Origin of the sequence: Desulfovibrio oxyclinae DSM 11498, from assembly GCF_000375485.1 — a bacterium.
Lineage (GTDB): Bacteria > Desulfobacterota > Desulfovibrionia > Desulfovibrionales > Desulfovibrionaceae > Pseudodesulfovibrio > Pseudodesulfovibrio oxyclinae.
Genome location: NZ_AQXE01000003.1, coordinates 155,608 through 176,048 on the forward strand (window position 1 = coordinate 155,608; position 20,441 = coordinate 176,048).

The following is a 20,441-nucleotide window of genomic DNA, read 5'->3' on the forward strand; positions in this document are numbered from 1 at the left end:
CTAGCCGGTGGATTCTTCCGCGCTGCCGGAATCCTGCTCACCAATGTCCATGATGTTGCCGATGACTTTGAGCACCTTCCCGTTATCCAGAACCGGACTCGCCGTCGTACGGATGGTGGTGGACCGCCCGTTCAGATCAGTGAACGGGAATTCCAGGTCATAAGGGACGCCCTCTTCGACGCATTTCCTGAATGCCTCGCGTATGACCGGCACGTCCTGCTGCCGGTAACAGGAAAGACTTCTGTCAATATGCTCGGAAGAGCCGCCGGGCACTTCTTCCGGATTCATGCCGTGAATGCGATAGACTTCATCCGTCCAGAACATGCTTTCACGTTCCACGTCCCATTCCCAGCCGCCAACGGATACAAGGCTCTGGGTGGCGTTGAGCAGATCGGTCATGCGCCGAAGCTCCTTTTCCTGCCTTCGCTTGCGCGTCGTATCCCACACTGCGAAAGCCTGCAGGCCATCGGGCTGGTCGGGATCCGTGGGCGCAAAACTGAGCAGCGCGGGAAAGTCCGTTCCGTCGTTGCGTCTCAGGGTGGCTTCCATGGTTACGGTGCCTGCATCGTCTCCGGCCTCTTCACGAATGCGGCCAACCCGTTCGAACTCTTCATCCGAAGAGAACATGACGCGAGTAGATTTTCCCACAAGCTCGCTCTCTGCATATCCCAAAAGCTTGCAGGTCTGGCCGCTGATCTGGCGAAAGACACGCCCCTCGACCACGCCGAGTCCCACGGGAGCGGCTTCAAAGATGCTGCGCATCCGGGCAGCGCTTCGGGAAAGCTTGCTCTCTGCACGCTTGAGGCCCGAGATGTCGATGAGCGTAATGACCAGCCCGGATGACTGGGAGCTGTCAATCCGGTACGGCAGCACGCGCATGAGAAACCACTCGCCCTCAATCGTGGTCACTTCCCGCTCAAGAGATTTCTCCGTGGTAAGAACTTCTTCTGCCACTTCAAGCGGGTCCGCTTTCAGGTCATGCGAAATATGAGACAGCGGTCGCCCGATATCCCCCTGCACGAGCCGGAATATCCGCGTGGATTCCGGGGTGTACTTTCGAACCTCCAGATTCTCGTCCAGGAAAAGCGTCGGGATTCTTGTCGCGGCCATGAGGTTGTCGAGGTCGTTGGTCATTTCGGTCAACTCAAGAATCTTCGTCTGATACTCCGCGTTGACCGTATGCAGTTCCTCGTTGACCGATTGCAACTCCTCGTTGGTGCTTTGCAGCTCCTCGTTGCTAGCCAACAGCTCCTCGTTAGTGGCCTGAAGTTCCTCATTGGATGTTTCGAGTTCCTCCACAGTGGCTTGCAGATTCTCGCTCTTGAATTGCAGCTCCTGCTCCAGATCCTTGATGCGCTGCTCCGCCTCCTGATTGATGTCGAAATCCCGAACGTTTTCCGGGCAGACATCCTCGGGCTTGACCTGTTCGCGCAGAAAAATGGCGGCAAGATCAAGCTGGCCGGGCATGCTGGACATGGGATGAATGCCCAGTTCGACCATGCGCTGATCCCCATCGTTGCCAAGGCGGATATTGCCGTATCGCAGACTCTCCCCCGTCTTGAAGACGCGTTGCAGCCCCGTGGCCAGCGGAATGGCCAACTCCCGCTCCGCCATTTTGGTCACGTCGTTCACCTGTCTGCCTGCCGGCGGTCTGAGATACCCCGAAGCATCCCCTGCCAGATGAATCAGCTCCAGGTTTTCATTGACCACGGCCGCAAGCGAGGAAAACTCGGAGGACATCCGCTGCAGCAACTGCTCCTGAATCCTCTCTTCGGTTCTGGAGGTCGCGCGGTTCGGAGCCTTGACCTGAAAACTCGGTTTCTGAACGGCCTCCGGAATACTGACCGGCTGCTTCGCGAGACTTGAAGCCCGCCCGGTTCCCCGGGAGCGGAACACCTTGCATTTGTGGCTCAGTGTTTCGAAATGTTTGGCTGCCTCGCCCATGGTTTCGCTGGTGCCCAGCAGAAGCAACCCACCGGGCCGCAGGGAGAAGTTGAAATGATCGACGACCTTTTCCTGAAGCACGGGCTGAAGATAGATCATCAGGTTGCGGCAGCTGATGAGGTCGATGTTGGTGAACGGCGGGTCCTTGATGAGATTGTGCTGGGCGAAGACCACCATCTCGCGCGTCTTGCGGTCCACCTGAAAATGATCGTCGCGCCGGATGAAATAGCGCGAGAGTATGCCTTCCGGAAGATCGGCGGCAATGCTCTCGGGATACAGGCCATTGCCTGCAAAAACGATGGCATCGCGGTCGATGTCTGTGGCGAATATCTTGACGTTCACCGCACGGCCGGATTCGCGCTGGGCCTCTTGGGCGAGTATCGCCAGCGTATACGCTTCCTCCCCGGTGGAGCAGCCGGCCACCCAGAACCGCAGCTCCGAGGTCTCGCTGTGCTCCATGAGGTCCGGCAGCCAGTTTTCCTGCAACTGATAAAAGACGGTCTCATCACGGAAAAAACTGGTCACGCCGATGAGCAACTCCCGGTAGAGCGTGGTCAGCTCGCCGGGTCTCGACTGAAGAAACTCCGCATACTCCCTGATGTCGGATATCTGGTTCACCGTTAGCCTGCGCTGGATGCGGCGCATGACGGTGCTCTGCTTGTAGTACGTGAAGTCCACCTTGGTCTTTTCACGAAGCATCGAGAAAATGCGCGCAACCCCGTCGTCGTCCTGTACCACCGGGCTTTCGGCTCCGGCAGCACGATTCACGGGATGACTGATGAATGAGACCAGCTTTTCCGGCATCTGCTCTGGGGGCAGGTCGATATCAACGAGTCCCGTACTCTTGGCCGCACTGGGCATTCCGTCAAAGCGTGCGCTTTCGGAATCCTGCACGAGAACCATGCCACCGTATTCCTTGAGCGCACGCACACCGCGAACACCATCGCTTCCCGTGCCGGAAAGGATTATTCCCACGGCACGTTCTCCAGCGTCCTCGGCCAGCGACAGGAAAAAGGTGTCAATGGGCAGGTTGGGCACATGACGTTGCTGAAAATCCCGCAACACGAGTTTTCCGTGGAAAATTCTCAGCTCTTTCTTGGGTGGAATGAGATAGACGGTGTCCGGCTCTACCCTCATGCCTTCTTCGGCACGCTTCACGGGCATGGATGTCCGCTTGGACAACAGCTCCACCATGAGGCTTTTGTGATCCGGTGAAAGGTGCTGGATCACGATGAAGGCCATGCCGCTGTCCGTCGGCATGTGCGTAAAGAACGTATCCAGCGCTTCCAGCCCCCCGGCTGACGCGCCGATGCCCACGTAGTAGGTCGGGGCGTTCCCCTGCGTGTCATCACTTTGGCTCATGAACAGATTCCTTGCAGCAAGCGGTTGAAATTGAATTCGTTTTACAACGGCCCCGGTCTTTTTTCCGGACCGGCGGGGCTTCCGGAGTGTCATTGTGAACAGGGAATCGGATTTATAAGAACCAGTATCATCTTCACATATGCCTTTCAATCGCAAAGGTCCCAACGCGTGCTTGACAGGGGTTAATCAATCGATTAATCAACCTCTCCATGTCAAAACGTCAGGCCATAATCAACGCCGCCGCCGAGCTCTTCGCAAAGCACTCCTACAACTCGGTGGGCATCCGCGACATCACCTCCCGCGCCGGGGCCAACAGTGCCATGATATCCTATTATTTCGGGGGTAAGGCCGGGCTACTACGCGAAATTTTCGCATCGTTCACGGAACTGGTTTTCGGAGAACTGGAAGCCTCCTTCAACGAGGCATCCAACCATTACGAGATGTGCGAGATATCCGTTCGGCGCATGGTGTACTGCGCACGCACGAACAAGAACCTCTTCATTCTGGGGCTGAAGGAACTGAACCACGGCGCTCCGGAGCTGGAGGAGCTCCGCACCAAACACCATGAGCTGTGCAACGGCCTTTTCGAAAGCAACATCGACAAGCTGGGGTTATCCAGCTTTCCCGATTACGAGACCCAGCACATTACCTTCACGGCAGTCATGGGAGCCATCTACTCCAACCTGCTGCTGGAAGACGCCTCCGCCCTTGATGACGACAGGTTTGTCGAGAAATACATTTCCATCATCTCCACCATCCTCAAGGACGGCGTCACCAAAGTCTGGGACTGATTTTTTTTTCAGACACAAAACAATCAACTGATTGATTAAAACAAATAGACCATATTTCATAAAAGCAAGAGGAGTTTCTTTCATGCACAATTTCAAGATGTTGTTCATCCTGTGCGCCCTGCTTGCGGCGGCGGGCTGCTCCGAACCGGTTGAGAAAAAGGACCCGATCAGGCCGGTCAGGGCCTTCAAGATCATGTCCGGCTCGGACGCGAAAGTTCGCTCTTTTCCCGGCAAGGTGGAAGCAAACCGCGAGGTCAGCCTCGCATTCCGCATTCCGGGACAGGTCGTTGACATCCAAGTCAAGGAAGGTGACTTCGTCACCAAGGGCCAGCTCATCGCCAAGCTCGACCAGCGCGACATCCGCGCCACGGTTGCCGATTTGAGCGCCAAGCTCGCTGGCGCCCGCTCCGTACTCAACGAAGCACGCCTCAATTACGAGCGCAACAAGGAGCTTCTGGCTTCGGACACCATCGCACAGGCCGCGTTCGACACCGCCAAGAGCAACTTCGAAAGCAGCCGGGCCACGGCTCTTTCGCTTGAACAGGAACTCAAAAAGGCACGCCTGAACCTTCAGTATACGCAGCTAACCGCCCCCTTCAGCGGCACTATCGCCATGGTCAGTGCCGACACACATGAATACGTGCAGGCCAAAGAGTCTATCGTCCAGCTGGAAGACGTTTCCGCGCTCGACGTGTCGGTCAACGTGCCGGAGAACCTGTGGATGCAGGGCTTCCGCGGTGAAGCAGCAGGGTTGAACGAAGTCACCGCTTCTTTTGAATCGCTGCCCGGCAAGGTCTTTCCCCTGACGCTCAAGGAATTCCAGACCAAGGCAAACACGCAGACCCAGACCTATGAAGTAACCTTCACCATGGCCAACCCCGGCAATCTGGGCATTCATCCCGGCATGACCGCCGAAGTCCGGGCCAGCCTGTCGCAGGGCGGCGAGGCGCAGTTCGTCAGCGTCCCCTTCTCCTGCGTCACCGGCACTCCGGGCAACGGCAAATACGTCTGGATCGTCAGGGACAAAGGCACGGTACACAAGCAGCCTGTCACCACGGGACGCATCACGGATGACATGATGGTCATCAAGAAGGGCCTTTCGCAGGGCGACACCGTGGTTTCCGCCGGTGTTGACTACCTTTGCGAAGGCCAGAAGGTAAGGGTGCTTGAGGGCCGCATCGGAGGCCGGGGATGAGCCTGACCGAAATCAGCCTTCGCAAAAAGACCGTCACCATTGTGGTGACGCTGGCCTTTCTTGTAGGTGGCGCACTCTCCTTCCTGAACATGCCGCGGCTGGAAGACCCGGAGTTCACCATCAAGCAGGCTCTGGTCATCACCAACTATCCCGGTGCCACGCCAGCAGAAGTCACGGACGAAGTGACGGACGTCATCGAGAACGCGGCCCAACAGCTCGGCCAGCGGGACAAGGTAACGTCGCTCAACAAGCCGGGACAGTCCATCGTCACGGTGGAGATCAAGGACACGTACGACAAGGAAACCCTGCCGCAGGTCTGGGACGAGCTGCGGCGCAAGGTCTCCGACGCGCAGAGTCAGCTGCCTCCCGGAGCGGGACCGTCACTGGTCGTCGATGACTTCGGCGACGTTTACGGCATTCTTCTCTCCGTCACCGGGGAAGGGTATTCCAGACAGGACCTTCAGGACTACGCGGATTATCTGCGCAAGGAACTGTTGCTGGTCGAGAACGTGGCCAAGGTCACCATCTGGGGCAAACGCCCGGAAAAGGTCTTCGTGGAAATATCACGTGCCCGCATGAATCAGCTGGGTACATCCATGAACGCGCTGCTCGACACGCTCTCCAAACGAAACCTCGCGGTCCCTGCGGGCAGGGTTCGCGTGGATGACGAATATGTGCGCATTTCCCCATCGGGCGGCATCGACACCGTCGAGGGACTCGGCGACCTGTACGTGAAGGACTCCGCCGAGAACAGGCTGGTGCCGCTTCGCGACGTGGCCGAAATAAGTCGGGGCTACGACAGCCCGCCTGAAAAGATCATGCACCGGGACGGCAAGCGCGCGCTGGCCCTCGGCATCTCCATGACCTCGGGCGGCAACGTGGTCGAACTCGGCGAGGCGGTAAAGCAAAGGCTTACCGAGCTTCAGGCCGAAACTCCGGTGGGCATGCAGATCGAGCCGGTCTATTTCCAGCCGGACCGAGTGGAGCAGGCGGTGGACTCCTTCGTCCTGAGTCTGGCCGAAGCCGTGGGCATCGTCATCGTGGTGCTACTGCTTTTCATGGGTTTCCAGAGCGGGATGCTCATCGGTAGCATCCTGCTGATCACCATCTGCGGCTCCTTCATCTTCATCAAGCTGGCGGGCGTCGCGCTGGAAAGAATCTCGCTCGGTGCGCTCATCATCGCGCTTGGAATGCTGGTGGACAACGCCATTGTGGTGGTGGAGGGGATCCTCATCCGCTATCAGCAGGGCTACGACCGTTTCCAAGCGGCCCTCGACGTTGTGGAACAGAATAAATGGCCGCTCCTCGGAGCCACCATCATCGCCATCATGGCCTTTGCGGGCATCGGCCTCAGTCCGGACGCAGTGGGCGAATTCTGCCGTTCGCTGTTCATCGTGCTGAGCATCTCGCTGCTGCTCAGCTGGTTCACGGCCGTGACGGTCACCCCGCTACTGTGCCAGATGTTCCTGCACCCGAAGACTCACGGCGAAGGCGAAGACAGCTACTCCGGCAAAATGTACCGGTGGTACCGCAACCTGCTCGAATTCTGCCTGCATCACAGAAAGGCCACCATAGGTTTCATGGCGATGCTGCTGGTGGCGGCCGTGGTCGGTTTCGGGCTGGTCAAGCAGAGCTTCTTCCCGGCCTCCACGCAGCCGAGCTTCTTCATCCATTACTGGCTGCCCCAGGGGACGGATGTCCGCCGAACAGCTTCGGACATAAGCGAAATAGAAGAGCGAGTCCTTGAAGACGACCGGGTTACCTCCGTGACCTCGTTCATCGGCTCCGGCGGTCCCCGCTTCATCCTGACCTATGCCCCGCAGAAGACCAACTCTTCCTACGGCATGTTGCTGGTGGACGTGAAGGACTACCGGATCATCGGCGACATAATAGATGAGTACAAGACCATGATCCGCGCGGAGTACCCGGACGCCGAAGCCAAGCTGAAGAAGTTCCGCCTCGGCCCCGGCCGCGACGCGTCCATCGAAGTCCGCTTCAGCGGCCCGGACAGCAATGTCCTGCGCGAACTTTCGCTTGAAGCGCAAGCCATCATGGAAGCAAGCGGCAAAGCCGAATCCATACGCGATAACTGGCGTCAGCCGGTGAAGGTCATCCACCCGGTCATCTCCGAGGCCCGGGCCAAACTCGCCGGAGTGACTCGTCCCGGTCTGGCAGAGGCCATGGAGCAGGCGTTTTCCGGCAAGACCGCCGGGGTCTACCGCGAAGGCGACAAGCTGCTGCCCATCGTGGTTCGCCCGCCGGACAGGGAGCGGCTGGACGTGGACGAGATTGGCAACGTGCGGGTGGCCAGCCCGGCGGCAGGCGGCCTGATCCCGGTGGAGGAAGTGGTATCGGAATTCTCCACCGAAATGGAGTTCGGCATCCTGCGGACCAGAAACCGCATGCTGACCATCACCGCGTCCTGCGAACCCAAGCAGGGACTGCCCTCGGCGCTTCTGGCCGAACTCATGCCGCAGATCGAGAAGATGGAGATTCCCGAAGGCTACCGCATGGAATGGGGCGGCGAGTACGAAGACTCCACCGACGCGCAGGCCAGCCTCGGCAAAAGCCTGTTCATCCCGTTCGCCATCATGATTCTGGCGACCATCATGCTCTTCAACAATCTGCGCATGCCCCTGCTCATCTGGCTGACGGTGCCCCTTTCCATCATCGGGGTCACGCTCGGCCTGCTGGTGACCGGGGAGCCGTTCGGATTCATGGCCCTGCTCGGCTTCCTGAGCCTCTCGGGCATGCTCATCAAGAACTCGGTGGTCCTGCTGGATCAGATTCGCATAGAGCTCAATGGCGGCAAGGAACCATACAAGGCCGTGGTGGATGCCTCCATCAGCCGTATCCGTCCGGTCTCAATGGCCGCGGCAACGACCATTCTCGGCATGGTGCCGCTGGTTACCGACGCGTTTTTCTCGGCCATGGCAGTGACCATCATGTCCGGCCTTGCATTCGCAACGGTGCTGACGCTCATAGTGGTGCCGGTACTCTATTCATTGTTCTACAAGGTTCGTATACCTTGACGAACCGGTGTCGCCTCCATGCTTATGCAGTCCCCCACGGAGGCGCGCCGCGATTGAAGTGAAGCAGCGGGTGGGAACGAGTACCCTCTTCGTCCCCACCCGCTGCCCTTTCCTTCCCACAACACTCGATTTATATGGTATGGTCATGAAAAAGGACTATACCTATGCAAGATAAAGAACATACCAACGACGACACCTCCAACCGCCGGGGCCGCAGCCCTCGTGCGGCCTTTCTCATTGATGGCGAAAACTATTTCCGCGCAGTGGCCGAGGCCGTCCGCAAGGCCGAACGATCCGTCCTGCTCGTCGGCTGGGACATCGACAGCCGCCTGCTGCTGGAACGCGACCCGGACGGACCTCGACTCTACGAACTGCTCAATGATCTCGCCAAGGAACGGCCGGACGTACACGTCCACATCCTTATATGGGACTACCCGCTTGCCTACAGCATGGATCGCGAACCGTTGCAGATGATCAGCTTTGCCCGCAAGACGCCAAAGAATGTACACTTCCATCTGGACTCAGAGTTTCCCATGGGGTCATCCCATCACCAGAAGATCGTGACCGTGGACGACAAGGTCGCCTTTTCCGGCGGTATGGACCTCTCCTCCGGCCGCTGGGACACCATGGAGCACCTTCCGGACGATGATCGACGCACTGCCCCGAACGGAGAAAAATACACCCCGTACCACGATGTGCAGATGGTGCTGGACGGTGAACCGGCCAAGGCGCTTGCCGACATCGCGCGGGAACGCTGGCTCTGGGCCACCGGCCATTGCCTGACGCCACCCGAGAAGACCGAAGGCGACCCGTGGCCGGACTCTGTAACGCCCGACATGCACGACGAAGAGATAACCGTCTCCCTGACCATACCCAAGTACAAGAAGCGTGCGGAAGTTCGCGAGATCGAACGCATGTATCTCAGGGAGATCGGCAAGGCGGATTCGCGCATTTACATGGAAAACCAGTATTTCACCTCCAAGCCAATCAAGGAGGCCCTTGCTTCGCGCCTCAGGGAGCCTGATGGTCCCGAGGTGGTCATCATCCTGCCGCACACGCCGACCGGCCTTGTGGAACGGCTGGTGATGGAACCGCTTCAATCAGAGGTGCTGGACAGCCTGCACGAGTCCGACGAATATGACAGGCTTGAAGTGTACTGCCCATTCTCCGACGAGGATGGCAATTCACCGGTCAAGGTGCATGCCAAAGTCATGATCATTGACGATGAATTCGCAACGGTGGGATCGGCCAACCTCAACAACCGCTCCATGGGGCTGGACACCGAGTGCAATCTTGACTTTCGCCCGGTACGTTCCAAGGGTGCATTGACGAACTTCAGGCGAAGGCTGCTGGCCCATCACCTCGGCATCTCCCCCGAGCGCCTCGAAGAAGAGGAGCGCTCGGGCTGCACCATGTGCGAATGCATTGAGAAACTTCGCAACGAGACCAAAAGGCTCCGCCCCGAACTGGAAACGCGAAACGGTCCCCCGGTACCGGTGGACCCGGAGTTCGCCAGACCACTCGATCCGGCACAGCCCGGAACATTCGACGCAATAATGGACGACTACACGGGACCGGACAACTCTCGAAGGGGATACTCCGGCTTCATCAATCTCGGCATAGTATTGGCGGCATTCATCGCCATGGCGCTGGCCTGGCGGTATACCCCGCTTTCGGAGTACGCGGACACGGCCCTGCTGCTCGAATGGACCAACCGCGTCCGCGAGCTACCCATGGCACCACTGTTCGGCGTACTCGGCTTCATCATCGGCGGCTTCGTGATGTTCCCGGTCACCATACTGATCATCCTGACCGCCGGGATATTCGGCCCCGCAACGGCAGTGGCCACCTCACTGGCGGGCAGCCTCCTCTCATCGAGTCTCATCTACCTCGTGGGCAGCCTGCTCGGACATGACGCGGTCAAGCACGTCACGGGGTCGCGCATCAATGCCATCAGCAAGCAGCTCGGACGCTTCGGGGTTACCTCGATCATCGTGGTCCGCATCCTGCCGGTGGCACCGTTCACCATCATCAACCTCGTGGCGGGAGCCTCCCACATCAGCCTGAGAAACTTCCTGATGGGAACGGTCATCGGCATGGCTCCGGGCATTCTGGGCATGACGCTCTTCGGCGGACAGCTCATGAACGCCCTGCGAGACCCCGGCCCGGTGACCATCAGCGTTCTCGTGCTGATCGTGGCGCTCATCATGGGCCTCGGCTTCGTCATGAAGCGGCGACTCAGGAGCATTCAGGATCCGCAGGAAGAATCCATCAACAGGGACGGCGAACAGGCGTGACGCTCACTGGCGAGAACGGCATCCTGCGCGCTGCAAGCTATAACGTGCACAGTTGGCGCGGCTCGGATGGACGAAGCGAACCCGAAAGGATCATGACGGTCATCAAGAACCTGAACGCCGACTTCGTGGCCTTGCAGGAAGTGGTGTCCATGAGCCGGACCGGAACCCCCTGTTCTCTCGGTGAACTCGCTGCGGGAATCGGCATGGACATCCAGTTCGGCCCCACCATGTTCCGCTCGGACTCGCGATACGGGAATGCCCTTCTCAGCCGGATATCCCCCCGCCAAGTGATCCGGCATCCGCTGGAGTGCTTCGGACGCGAACCGCGCGGAGCCATCGAGGCCCATTACGACTACCACGGCCTGCACCTTTGCGTGGTGGCCACCCACCTCGGTCTCAAGAGAAAGGAACGCCGCTGCCAGATGGACGCCATCCACGAGCTGGTGGCAAACACCCGCGCCGACGCGACCATCCTCATGGGGGACCTGAATGAATGGCTGCCGTGGGGCCACCTGCCACGCCGTCTCTCCGACCTTTTCGGTCCCACGAAGACGCCCCGGACCTTTCCGGCCAGAGTGCCCGTCTTCGCGCTGGACCGCATCTACATACGTCCCGGCGGGCGAATGCTCTCGCTCACGGCGGACCGCCGCCCGCCGGCACGCACGGCATCCGATCATCTGCCGCTGGTGGCGGAGCTCGACGTAAGCTCGCTCCCCGGCAACAACCAGGAAACCACACAAGGAGGCCTTTCATGACCATGCTTCTCGAAGCCTTCAAATCGGAAGGACTTGCACATATCTCGTACATGCTCGGGCATCAGGGCGAAGCCGCCGTCATCGACCCGCGCAGGGACATTGAAGCGTACCTCGACCTCGCGCGGCAAAACGGCCTGCGCATCACGCACATCTTTGAAACCCACCGCAACGAGGACTACGTGATCGGCTCTGTGGAGCTGGCGCGCAAGACCGGTGCCACGATCCATCACGGGGCCGCCATGGACTTCGCATACGGCAATGCCGTCTCCGAAGGCGACACCTTCAAGGTGGGCGATCTGGAATTGCGGGTACTCGAAACGCCGGGACACACGCCCGAGTCCATATCACTGGTCATGGCCGATACCTCAACTGCTCCAGAGCCGCTGGGGGTGTTCACCGGCGACGCCCTGTTCATCGGCGACGTGGGCCGGACCGACTTCTATGAGCCGGTGGACCGCTGGGCCGAAGCGCTTTACGACAGCATCCACGAAAAGCTTCTGCCATTGGGGGACCAGACCATTCTTTATCCCGCGCACGGTGCCGGATCCGTCTGCGGCGCTCACATGGCACAGCGTGAGTTCTCCACCATCGGCTATGAGCGCAGGCACAACCGCATGCTGCAGTTCGACCGCGACGCGTTCATCCGCGCCAAACGCGAGGAAAGCCATGATCGTCCGCCCTATTTCCTCAAAATGGAAGAACACAACCAGCAGGGCAATCCGCGTCCGCTGGACGACCTCGCCTTTCCGACCCCAATGGCGCCCGGAGAGGTTTCCGAAGCGCTGGAAAAAGGAACACAGGTCGTGGACATCCGCAGTCCCGAAGCGTTTGCGGGTGCCTTCATCCCCGGCAGTACAGCCATTCCGTTGAACATGCTCGCCCCCTACGCCGGCTTCTTCCTTTCCTACGATGCGGACATCATTCTTGTGGCCGAAAACGTGGAGCAGGTTTCCGAAGCACTGACCACCCTTCGCCGCATCGGCTACGACAGGGTAACCGGACACCTTCGCGGCGGCCTGACCTCATGGGAAGTGGCAGGACTGCCGTACGACACCATTCCGGCCGTGCACGTGGACTCGTTGGTGGACGGCGTTCAGAACGACTCCCTTAGGGTGCTCGACGTGCGCAAGCCGGGTGAAGTGGAGGGGGGAATGCTGCCCGGGGCCATTCACATCCCGCTTGCCGAGCTGATGGACAGAATGGACGAACTGCCTAAGAACGAACTGCTCGTTGCCTTCTGCGGATCCGGGATGCGCGCCATCATCGCCGCTTCGCTGCTCAAGGGACGCGGTTTCGGCGATGTGGGCAACAGCCTCGGTTCCATGGCCGCCTGCCGGATGCGCGGCTGCCCGATCAAATAAACGCCATACGGGCGGAGCGTTGCCGCAACGCTCCGCCCATTCAAGAACTTTTTCCTCTCCCCCTCTCCACACCGTTATTTTTTTCGTGTACGTTGCTAAAGCAACCTGTACGGGGTAGCCCATTTTGAGTACCCCGCTTCAACAACGCACGAAGAGCAAGTATATAATGAATGACAATCCCAGCGTAATTCTTTTCGGTTCCGACCGGGAATTCCAGTCCGAAGCGGAGAGGCACCTTTCTGCCCGCGGCTATACCACATATGCCTCCAACGACGTTGAGAAAGGGTGGGAAATGTATCTCACTCAGTCGCCCGATGCCGTCCTGCTTGAAGCGGGCCCCGAGCTTGATGGATGCGAAACACTGCTCGGCCGTATTTCCGAAAGGGACGCCTGCGTTCCTCTCGTGCTCGTGGCTGACGAAGACAACATTTCGGAAACGCTGAAAACCTTCTCCGAAGGCGTCTGGAGCCTTCTGCCCAAAAGTGACTACTCCATCGAGATCATCGAACAGGTGCTCTCCATGGCGCTGGGCCAAATGCGGGAGATATCCAGCAAGGAAGAACGGCAAACCGTTTTGGAACACGAGCTGCGCGCCATTCGGGAAAGCCTCGGGGAATACCATCTTCAACTCAGCGAAGAGCGGCAGCGTCGGCGCGAGCTTGAACAGGAACTGGAGCAGGAGCAGGAACAGTCCGGCGAGATGGCCGTTACCCTCAAGACCGTCATTCGTGCCATGGACGATGAAACCGATGCCCTGCGTCGGGAGATCTCGGCCATCATCCGCGACTCCATAGAACCCACGCTCGACAAGATGGTTCATGCGGAATCCGTCGAAAGCCGCGAGGCCTACGCCAAGGTGGTGGTCAGCCAGCTCAATGCGGCAGTCGGCGGCCAGAGCGAGGAATTCGATCAGGAACTCATGCAGCTGACTCCGACGGAACTGGAAGTTGCTCGCTACATCAAGGCCGGCCGCAGCACGACCGAAATTGCGGACATGATGCACTCCGCTCTTGAGACCGTGCAGACCCACCGCAAGAACCTGCGCAAGAAGCTGGGGCTCGTCGGCAAGAAGACCTCGCTGCAAATGCACCTCAAATCGCTGAAATCCCTTTAAGCACTCCATCCCTCGGGGAGTCGGTCCGCACCGACTCCCCGTTTCTTCCCCCATTCATCACCTTTAATCGTTCGCTCTCGGGCTCTATTTTCATCTGTGAAAGTAGAGTGATTGTCCGGAAAACCCATAGGGAAAGGATTCCGGCCTATTCAAGGAGCGAGCATGTCCACGACCAAAGACGATCCACCGACTCTTAGACCTTTCATCAAAGTGCCGTCCCGATCAGGCTTCATGGCCGAGCTTGAAATAGGCTTCGACGCATCCAACAGCCTTCCTGCCATTTTGCCCTGTCATATTCAGGTTTTCTTTCAGCCAAAAGAGGGCGCACTGCTGGAGCTGGCGTCCTGTCCGCCGCGATCCGCCGAATCCCCCACAACGCTTTCACCGCTACGCCTGCGAGTAGATATTCGTAGCTCGGGGCGCATTTACGTTCTGGCCTATCTTCGTGATCAGGGTATGCTCGAATTCAGTGCGGATATTCCGGCCCCGGAACGGGGAGAGCCCTCCCCCCGCTAAATCCCCTGTTCCGCCCCTATACAGGTAACGCCGAACAGATACTCTGTTTATAATCGAAAAAATCGCCCGGCAATGTGATGTGGCATGATGACGGGGAAGCCTCTTTTCACGCTTTCCCTTCTGCCATCGGCAACATGCCGGTAGAAACCAGCAAAAAGGAGAACTCGAATGGCCCATCTGAGCGATCTCATCAAACGCGACGACTGGAAGAATGAAAAACACGTGCCCGTCATTGAGGCACCGGACAGTGTTTCCGCCTCCGAGCCGTTCGACGTGAAAGTCAGCATCGGCAAGGAAGTCGCACACCCCAACACCACGGAACACCACATCCGCTGGATCAGGCTTTTCTTCAAGCCTCAGGGACAGGAGCTTGTCTACGAAGCGGGCGCGTTTGAGTTCAACGCCCACGGGGAATCCGCCAAGGGAGCCAATGAAGGGCCCGTCTACACGCACCACGGTGCCACCTGCACCCTGAAGATTTCCGAGCCCGGGCACCTCATTGCACTTGGATACTGCAACATCCACGGCCTGTGGGAAAACAGCCGCGAAATCGCACTGAAGGGGTAGCCATGGACGTCAAGACCATTCTCTGGCCCACGGACCTTTCGGAGAACTCGCTGCATGCCGCGGAATCGGTCAAGTACCTCAGCGGCAAGCTCGGGGCGGAGGTCCTTCTGCTGTACGTCGGGTTCAATCTGGACAACTACTTCCCCGCATACGGGGAAGGCAGCGACGAGAACCACATGAAATTCGAAGCCTGGGAGCTGCAGGAAGCCGCCAAGCGCCTTGACCGCGTGTGCGGAGAAAAGCTCGACGGCTGCCCGATCATGGACAAGGTGATCACCACCGGGGATCCCGCTCAGAAGATTCTTGATACCATCGACAAGATGAATGTGGATATGGTGGTCATGTCCACGAGTGGTCGCGGAGGCGGCGGAGACCGCTCCGGGCTTTGCGGCGGCGTCACGGAGAAGATCGTCCGCACGGCTCCGGTTCACGTACTCACCGTGAACCCGCACGTGAAGTAAGCTCGACACCTGCTCATTCAATACAATCAAAACCCCCGCCCGGGATCCCGGGCGGGGGTTTCTTTAGCCGAGGGGGAACTCGACTCGCGATAACCTTGAGAGGAGTGGTTTTCGCGATCAACTCATGTACGCTTCCGGCAGCCCCTAACTCTGGACCACCTGCATGGGCTCGCCGCAGCAGACGAGTTCGCCGCCGCCAGCTTCCTTGACTTCCACTTTCATTCCGCAGGATTCGCAGTAATACAGTTCGCCTTCCTGTGCCATTTCGACCTCCTTGAAGGTTTACCCCGGGCACTGACGTCCCGGATTTTCTGATTTTCAAACATTGGCAGGATCAGGGCACGAGAGCAAGGGTAATCTCTCGGCACGAAACGGGGAGAACGATATGCCCATCAACACGCATCACCATCGTAACGGTTCAGGCGCACACCGGTATTGGAACGCTTTCGCAGTAGGATAATGGCCGTAACCAGAATAATGATGAGTATCGACAGCACCCCTGTCTCAATCATGGCCATGCGAAAGATTTTCTCATCCATGTGAAATTCCACCACGAGTATCGTCAACGCAAGGATGCGTCGGATGGAAGCGATTATCCCTACCACCAGAAACGGTTCGGGGCGGATGACATGCTCCTTGTAGGAGATGAGCACGGTGTGCCCCACCTCAAGGATCATCATGACAAAGAGCACCTTGTCCACAAGACGCGCCGTGGCCTGCATGCCCGTTTCGGCGGAAAAGAGTTCGAGAAGCTGTGGAGCAGCGTTCACGATCTGGGCTGCGCATGCCGCGAGAAGCAAGATTCCGAGCACGCAATGAAGCAGATCGCTTACCAGATTGTATCCCCGGACGAAGAGCATCCGTCCGGAAGAACCGCTTCCTTCACATTCCTTCATCTGCTTTTCGCTCATTTTCTCCTTCCGTAAAATGGTCCTAATATCCGATGGATTCCAGTGTCTCGCGTATGACCGAGCCAGACTCCACAAGCGCATCGCGCTCATCATCCGAAAGGTCTGCATGAATGGTGGAGCCGATTCCGGCGCGGTTGACGACGCGCGGCAGGGACATGCAGACATCCTTGAGTCCGTATTCGCCTTCCAGCAGCCCCGAAACCGTCAGCACGCTGTGCTCGTCCTCCAGAACCGCCTTGGCGATACGCACCATGGACATGCCGATGCCGAAATATGTTGCGCCCTTGCGGCTGATGATCTCATAAGCGGCGCCACGGACCTGCTTCACCACTTTCTCCCGAAACGAGGCCGAACATGAACGGCCGCATACCGGGCAGAATTCATCCAGCAGCACCCCGCCGATGTTCACCCGGCTCCACAGCGGAACTTCGCTGTCTCCATGCTCCCCGACAATGTGGGCATGCACGTTACGCGGATCAACACCGCAGTGGTCGGAGAGCAGAAACCTGAAGCGCGCGCTATCCAGCACCGTCCCCGAGCCGATGACCCGAGACGGCGGGAGCCCGGACTCCTTGAACGCAACATGCGTCAGGACATCAACGGGATTGGTGACGATGAGAAATATCGGGTTGACCGCGTGTTCCATGACGCCGGAAACGATCTCCTTCATGATCTTGGCGTTCTTCCCGGCAAGATCGAGTCTCGTTTCCCCTTCCTTCTGAGCGGCTCCGGCCGTCACCACGACGAGGTCCGCGTCCGCACAGGATTCGTACCCTCCCGGCTCGATGTTCACCGGGGAACAGAACGGCATGGCGTGGTTGAGGTCCATGGCCTCGCCCTCGGCCTTTTCGAAGGTTCGGTCCACCAGCACTATTTCCCGGGCAGCACCCTCCAGCACGGCGGCATACGCAAACGCGGTGCCGACCATGCCCGTGCCGATGATGGCGATTTTTCTGGTATCGGCTGGCTGACTGAGCATGCTTCCTCCTGAAATGTTTTATTCCTGTTCCGAACCTATTTCCCCAAGCGCGTCCTCTGTGGCGTCAAGATCGCTTTCGAGCCGTTCCAGAAGCACTCCGACCTCGTCGTTGTGCTCCTGCTCCGCCACCTGCTGAAGTTCCTTGGCCTCGTCGCGAAGCTTCATGGCTCCCATAACCGCTGCACTGCCCTTCAGGCTGTGCGCGGTTTCCGCGAGATTCTCCCATTCCTGACGGTCAAGGGCGCGCTGCATGGTCTGCATCTTCTCACGGGCTCCGGAAAGAAACGAATCCTTCAATTCGCCAAAAACTTCGGGCTTCTTGCCGAATTGGCGACGAAGCGCGTCAGCATCAATCAGTCCCTCAACATTGCGCTGCTCACCGGAGGATTGAGGACGCGTGCTATCGGGATACAGGCGCGTACGCACCTCGTCCTCGAAGCGCTTCATATCCAGCGGCTTGGGAAGCAGTCCGTCCATTCCGCTGTGCGTGACCTCTTCTTCGTCCCATGGCGTGTCATCGGCGCTAAAGGCGAAAATCGGCATGGTCGCATCCTGCCCCTCGCCGCTTCGTATACGACGACAGACCTCGGCGCCGTCCATTTCCGGCATCCTCACGTCAAGCAGGGCGACGTCGAACGTTTCGCTCTTCAACCGCTCCAGCGCCGCCGCACCGTCACCGGCCGTTTTAACACTGTGTCCGGAGCTCTCCAGCAATTCCTGAGTGACACTGACAGTCAACGGGTCATCGTCCGCCAATAGAATGGAGAGATTCGGCAACTCCTCTAAATCCTGATCTCCGTTCACGTCATCCGCCGGGGCAAGGCTGACGGTGAATCGAAAACTGGTGCCTTCGCCGGGGTCGCTCTCCACCCAGATCGAACCGCCCATGGCCTCCACCACGCGACGGCAGATCGCCAATCCGAGTCCGGCCCCGTGGCGGCCTTCCGGGTTGTCGCGTACGAGCTGGCTGAAATCGCGAAACAGGTCTTCCTGATCGTCCTTGTCGATGCCCTGTCCCGTGTCGTCCACGTGGAACTCCAGAACGAGCTCATCTTCGCTCTTCTCCCGCACCTGCACCGAGACCCGGACACTGCCGCGGTCGGTGTAGCGCAAGCCGTTGGTCACGAGGTTGTCCAGCACCTGCCCCAGACGATCCTGATCGCCCCGGACGGATTCGGGAACGTCATCCTGCATGTCAAACCCGATCTCAAGACCGGATTCCTCTGCCAGCGGCTTCTGACATTCAATGGTTTCCTCAAGCATCTCGCGCAGGTTGAAATTCTCATCCACCACATCCACGCCGCGCTCCTCGAACTTGCCCATGTCCAGAATATCCTGAACAAGCCGTTCGATGCGGCGGGCCGAGCTCTGCATGAGCTGCACACGCCGGGCCGCGTCGCCGTCTTCCATTTCCTCGAAACGGCTGAGCTGGGCGATGATGGCCCGAAGCGGGCTTTTGATGTCGTGGCTGATGGCAGCGAGCGCCTGGAGCGGAAGGCAACTGGCTCCGTCCACTTCCGGCATGCCGCTTTCCTCTGCGGGACGCCTGTCGTCTGGCATGTGCTTCTCCGATTCTTTTGACGTTATTCTTCTTTATGCACACTGCCACCGCCCCTTGTCGCATCATAGGGGAGAAGGCAGGGAAAAACAGGGGGTCCGCACTACCCGCCCTCTATGGGGAGAGGCGAATACCCGAACCGCAACCATAGTTTTCCCTTCCGTTTTACCGCGCACCGTGTATTTTGGAAACAATGAAAGAACCTCTCGCAGCCCCTCATAACGATACAGGCACGGCCCGTGGCACTGTCACCGCCGTACGAGGAAACGTGGTGGACGTCCGTTTCGAGGATGGACTGCCCGGACTGACGCACGTCATCCGGGCGGGCAAGGACAACGAGATGGCACTGGAAATCATGGCGCATCTCGACGACCACCATGCGCGTGCGGTTGCACTGACCTTCACGCAGGGACTTGCGGAAGGTGACGCCGTCGTTGCCACGGGCGGCTCACTGCGCGTTCCCGTGGGCGATGAACTGCTCGGACGCATGTTCAACGTCTTCGGCAAACCCATCGACAATGGTGAACCGCTCGGCAAAGTGCAAGAATGGCCTGTGCTTCGCGATCCGGCTCCGCTCTCATCGCAGCGCGCCGGGGACGAGGTTTTCATGACCGGCATCAAGGCCATCGACCTCATGACCCCGCTGGAACGAGGCGGCAAGGCCGGACTGTTCGGCGGTGCGGGCGTGGGGAAAACCGTGGTCATCATGGAGCTGATCAACAACATGGTCGGCGTGCATGAGGGCGTCAGCCTCTTTTGCGGCATCGGTGAGCGTTGCCGCGAGGGCGAGGAACTGCACCGGGAGATGAAGGAAGCGGGCGTGCTCGACAGCACCGTGATGCTCTTCGCCCAGATGAACGAGCCGCCGGGTACCCGTTTCCGCGCCGGACACGCCGCCCTTTCCATGGCCGAATATTTCCGCGACGAAAAAAAGCAGGACGTTCTGCTGTTGGTGGACAACGTGTTCCGCTTCATTCAGGCGGGTATGGAAGTCTCCGGGCTCATGGGACGCCTGCCCTCGCGCCTCGGGTATCAGCCGACGCTCGGCACGGAACTGGCCGAATTCGAGGAACGCATTTCATCCACGCAGGACGGGGCTATCACCTCGGTTCAGGCGGTATACGTCCCGGCGGACGACTTTACCGATCCGGCGGCGGTGCACACGTTCGGACACCTTTCCTCATCCATCGTGCTTTCGCGAAAGAAGGCCAGCGAGGGACTCTACCCGGCCATCGACCCGCTGGCTTCGGGCTCGTCCATGCTCGTTCCCGATGTTGTCGGGCGCAAGCACTACGACGTGGCCCGCGAGGTCCGCGCCACGCTGGCGTCCTATGAAGAGCTCAAGGACATCATCGCCATGCTCGGCATGGAGGAACTGGGGCGCGACGACCAACTCACGGTCAATCGCGCGCGCAGACTGGAACGGTTCCTGACCCAGCCGTTCTACGTCACCGAGCAGTTCACCAACTACGAAGGAAAACTGGTCAAACTGGAAGACACCCTCGACGGCTGCGCCCGAATTCTCGACGATGAATTCCGCGAAACTCCGGAGAGCGCGCTGTACATGATCGGCTCCATTGACGAGGCCGGGAGGTAGC

Annotated in this window: 16 protein-coding genes; 11 read left to right on the plus strand and 5 right to left on the minus strand. The window is 59.1% G+C overall.

Going from position 1 to position 20,441, the window contains the following annotated elements:
• The gene (locus B149_RS16450) at positions 1-3,306 is read right to left on the minus strand and encodes a chemotaxis protein CheB (RefSeq protein WP_018124043.1); all 3,306 of its coding nucleotides are present in this window, start codon (positions 3,304-3,306) and stop codon (positions 1-3) included.
• A 209-nt stretch (positions 3,307-3,515) separates the two neighbouring features.
• Between B149_RS16450 and B149_RS17790 the strand changes: the two genes are divergently transcribed.
• The 10 genes from B149_RS17790 to B149_RS0104895 all read left to right on the plus strand — a co-directional run bounded on the left by B149_RS17790 (position 3,516) and on the right by B149_RS0104895 (position 15,395).
• Positions 3,516-4,097 (plus strand): TetR/AcrR family transcriptional regulator, encoded by a 582-nt coding sequence (locus B149_RS17790; protein WP_018124044.1) that lies wholly within the window; start codon positions 3,516-3,518, stop codon positions 4,095-4,097.
• 82 nt (positions 4,098-4,179) lie between these two features.
• Entirely contained in the window at positions 4,180-5,292 is a 1,113-nt protein-coding gene (locus B149_RS0104855; RefSeq protein WP_018124045.1) for an efflux RND transporter periplasmic adaptor subunit, read from the plus strand.
• Entirely contained in the window at positions 5,289-8,324 is a 3,036-nt protein-coding gene (locus B149_RS0104860; RefSeq protein WP_018124046.1) for an efflux RND transporter permease subunit, read from the plus strand. The genes B149_RS0104855 and B149_RS0104860 overlap by 4 nt, the downstream gene beginning before the upstream one ends.
• Positions 8,325-8,488: 164 nt before the next feature.
• Positions 8,489-10,621, plus strand: a complete 2,133-nt coding sequence (locus B149_RS16460; protein ID WP_018124047.1) for a VTT domain-containing protein — start codon at positions 8,489-8,491, stop codon at positions 10,619-10,621.
• Positions 10,618-11,376, plus strand: coding sequence for an endonuclease/exonuclease/phosphatase family protein (locus B149_RS16465; protein WP_018124048.1), 759 nt, complete (start codon positions 10,618-10,620; stop codon positions 11,374-11,376). Before B149_RS16460 ends, B149_RS16465 begins: the two co-directional genes overlap by 4 nt.
• Positions 11,373-12,737 (plus strand): MBL fold metallo-hydrolase, encoded by a 1,365-nt coding sequence (locus tag B149_RS0104875; RefSeq protein WP_018124049.1) that lies wholly within the window; start codon positions 11,373-11,375, stop codon positions 12,735-12,737. Before B149_RS16465 ends, B149_RS0104875 begins: the two co-directional genes overlap by 4 nt.
• Positions 12,738-12,903: 166 nt before the next feature.
• A complete protein-coding gene (locus B149_RS0104880) occupies positions 12,904-13,851 on the plus strand; it encodes a LuxR C-terminal-related transcriptional regulator (protein ID WP_018124050.1) in 948 nt (315 codons plus the stop codon).
• Between the two features lie 162 nt (positions 13,852-14,013).
• The gene (locus B149_RS0104885) at positions 14,014-14,367 is read left to right on the plus strand and encodes a hypothetical protein (RefSeq protein ID WP_018124051.1); all 354 of its coding nucleotides are present in this window, start codon (positions 14,014-14,016) and stop codon (positions 14,365-14,367) included.
• A 168-nt stretch (positions 14,368-14,535) separates the two neighbouring features.
• Complete coding sequence (locus B149_RS0104890; RefSeq protein WP_018124052.1) at positions 14,536-14,934, plus strand: class II SORL domain-containing protein; 399 nt, start codon at positions 14,536-14,538, stop codon at positions 14,932-14,934.
• Between the two features lie 2 nt (positions 14,935-14,936).
• A complete protein-coding gene (locus B149_RS0104895) occupies positions 14,937-15,395 on the plus strand; it encodes a universal stress protein (RefSeq protein ID WP_018124053.1) in 459 nt (152 codons plus the stop codon).
• Between the two features lie 144 nt (positions 15,396-15,539).
• Here the strand turns inward: B149_RS0104895 and B149_RS0104900 are convergent, their stop codons facing one another.
• The 4 genes from B149_RS0104900 to B149_RS16475 form a co-directional block, all read right to left on the minus strand.
• On the minus strand, positions 15,540-15,659 hold the full coding sequence (locus B149_RS0104900) for a desulfoferrodoxin FeS4 iron-binding domain-containing protein (RefSeq protein WP_018124054.1): 120 nt from the start codon (positions 15,657-15,659) through the stop codon (positions 15,540-15,542).
• 128 nt (positions 15,660-15,787) lie between these two features.
• Positions 15,788-16,306: a phosphate-starvation-inducible PsiE family protein gene (locus tag B149_RS16470; RefSeq protein WP_018124055.1), complete on the minus strand. Its 519-nt coding sequence runs from the start codon at positions 16,304-16,306 to the stop codon at positions 15,788-15,790.
• A gap of 22 nt (positions 16,307-16,328) precedes the next feature.
• Complete coding sequence (locus B149_RS0104910; protein ID WP_018124056.1) at positions 16,329-17,285, minus strand: L-lactate dehydrogenase; 957 nt, start codon at positions 17,283-17,285, stop codon at positions 16,329-16,331.
• 18 nt (positions 17,286-17,303) lie between these two features.
• Positions 17,304-18,845: an ATP-binding protein gene (locus tag B149_RS16475; RefSeq protein ID WP_018124057.1), complete on the minus strand. Its 1,542-nt coding sequence runs from the start codon at positions 18,843-18,845 to the stop codon at positions 17,304-17,306.
• 191 nt (positions 18,846-19,036) lie between these two features.
• Here B149_RS16475 and atpD point away from each other — a divergent pair, with 191 nt between their 5' ends.
• Complete coding sequence (gene atpD / locus B149_RS0104920; protein WP_051069499.1) at positions 19,037-20,440, plus strand: F0F1 ATP synthase subunit beta; 1,404 nt, start codon at positions 19,037-19,039, stop codon at positions 20,438-20,440.
• Position 20,441 lies beyond the last annotated feature (1 nt).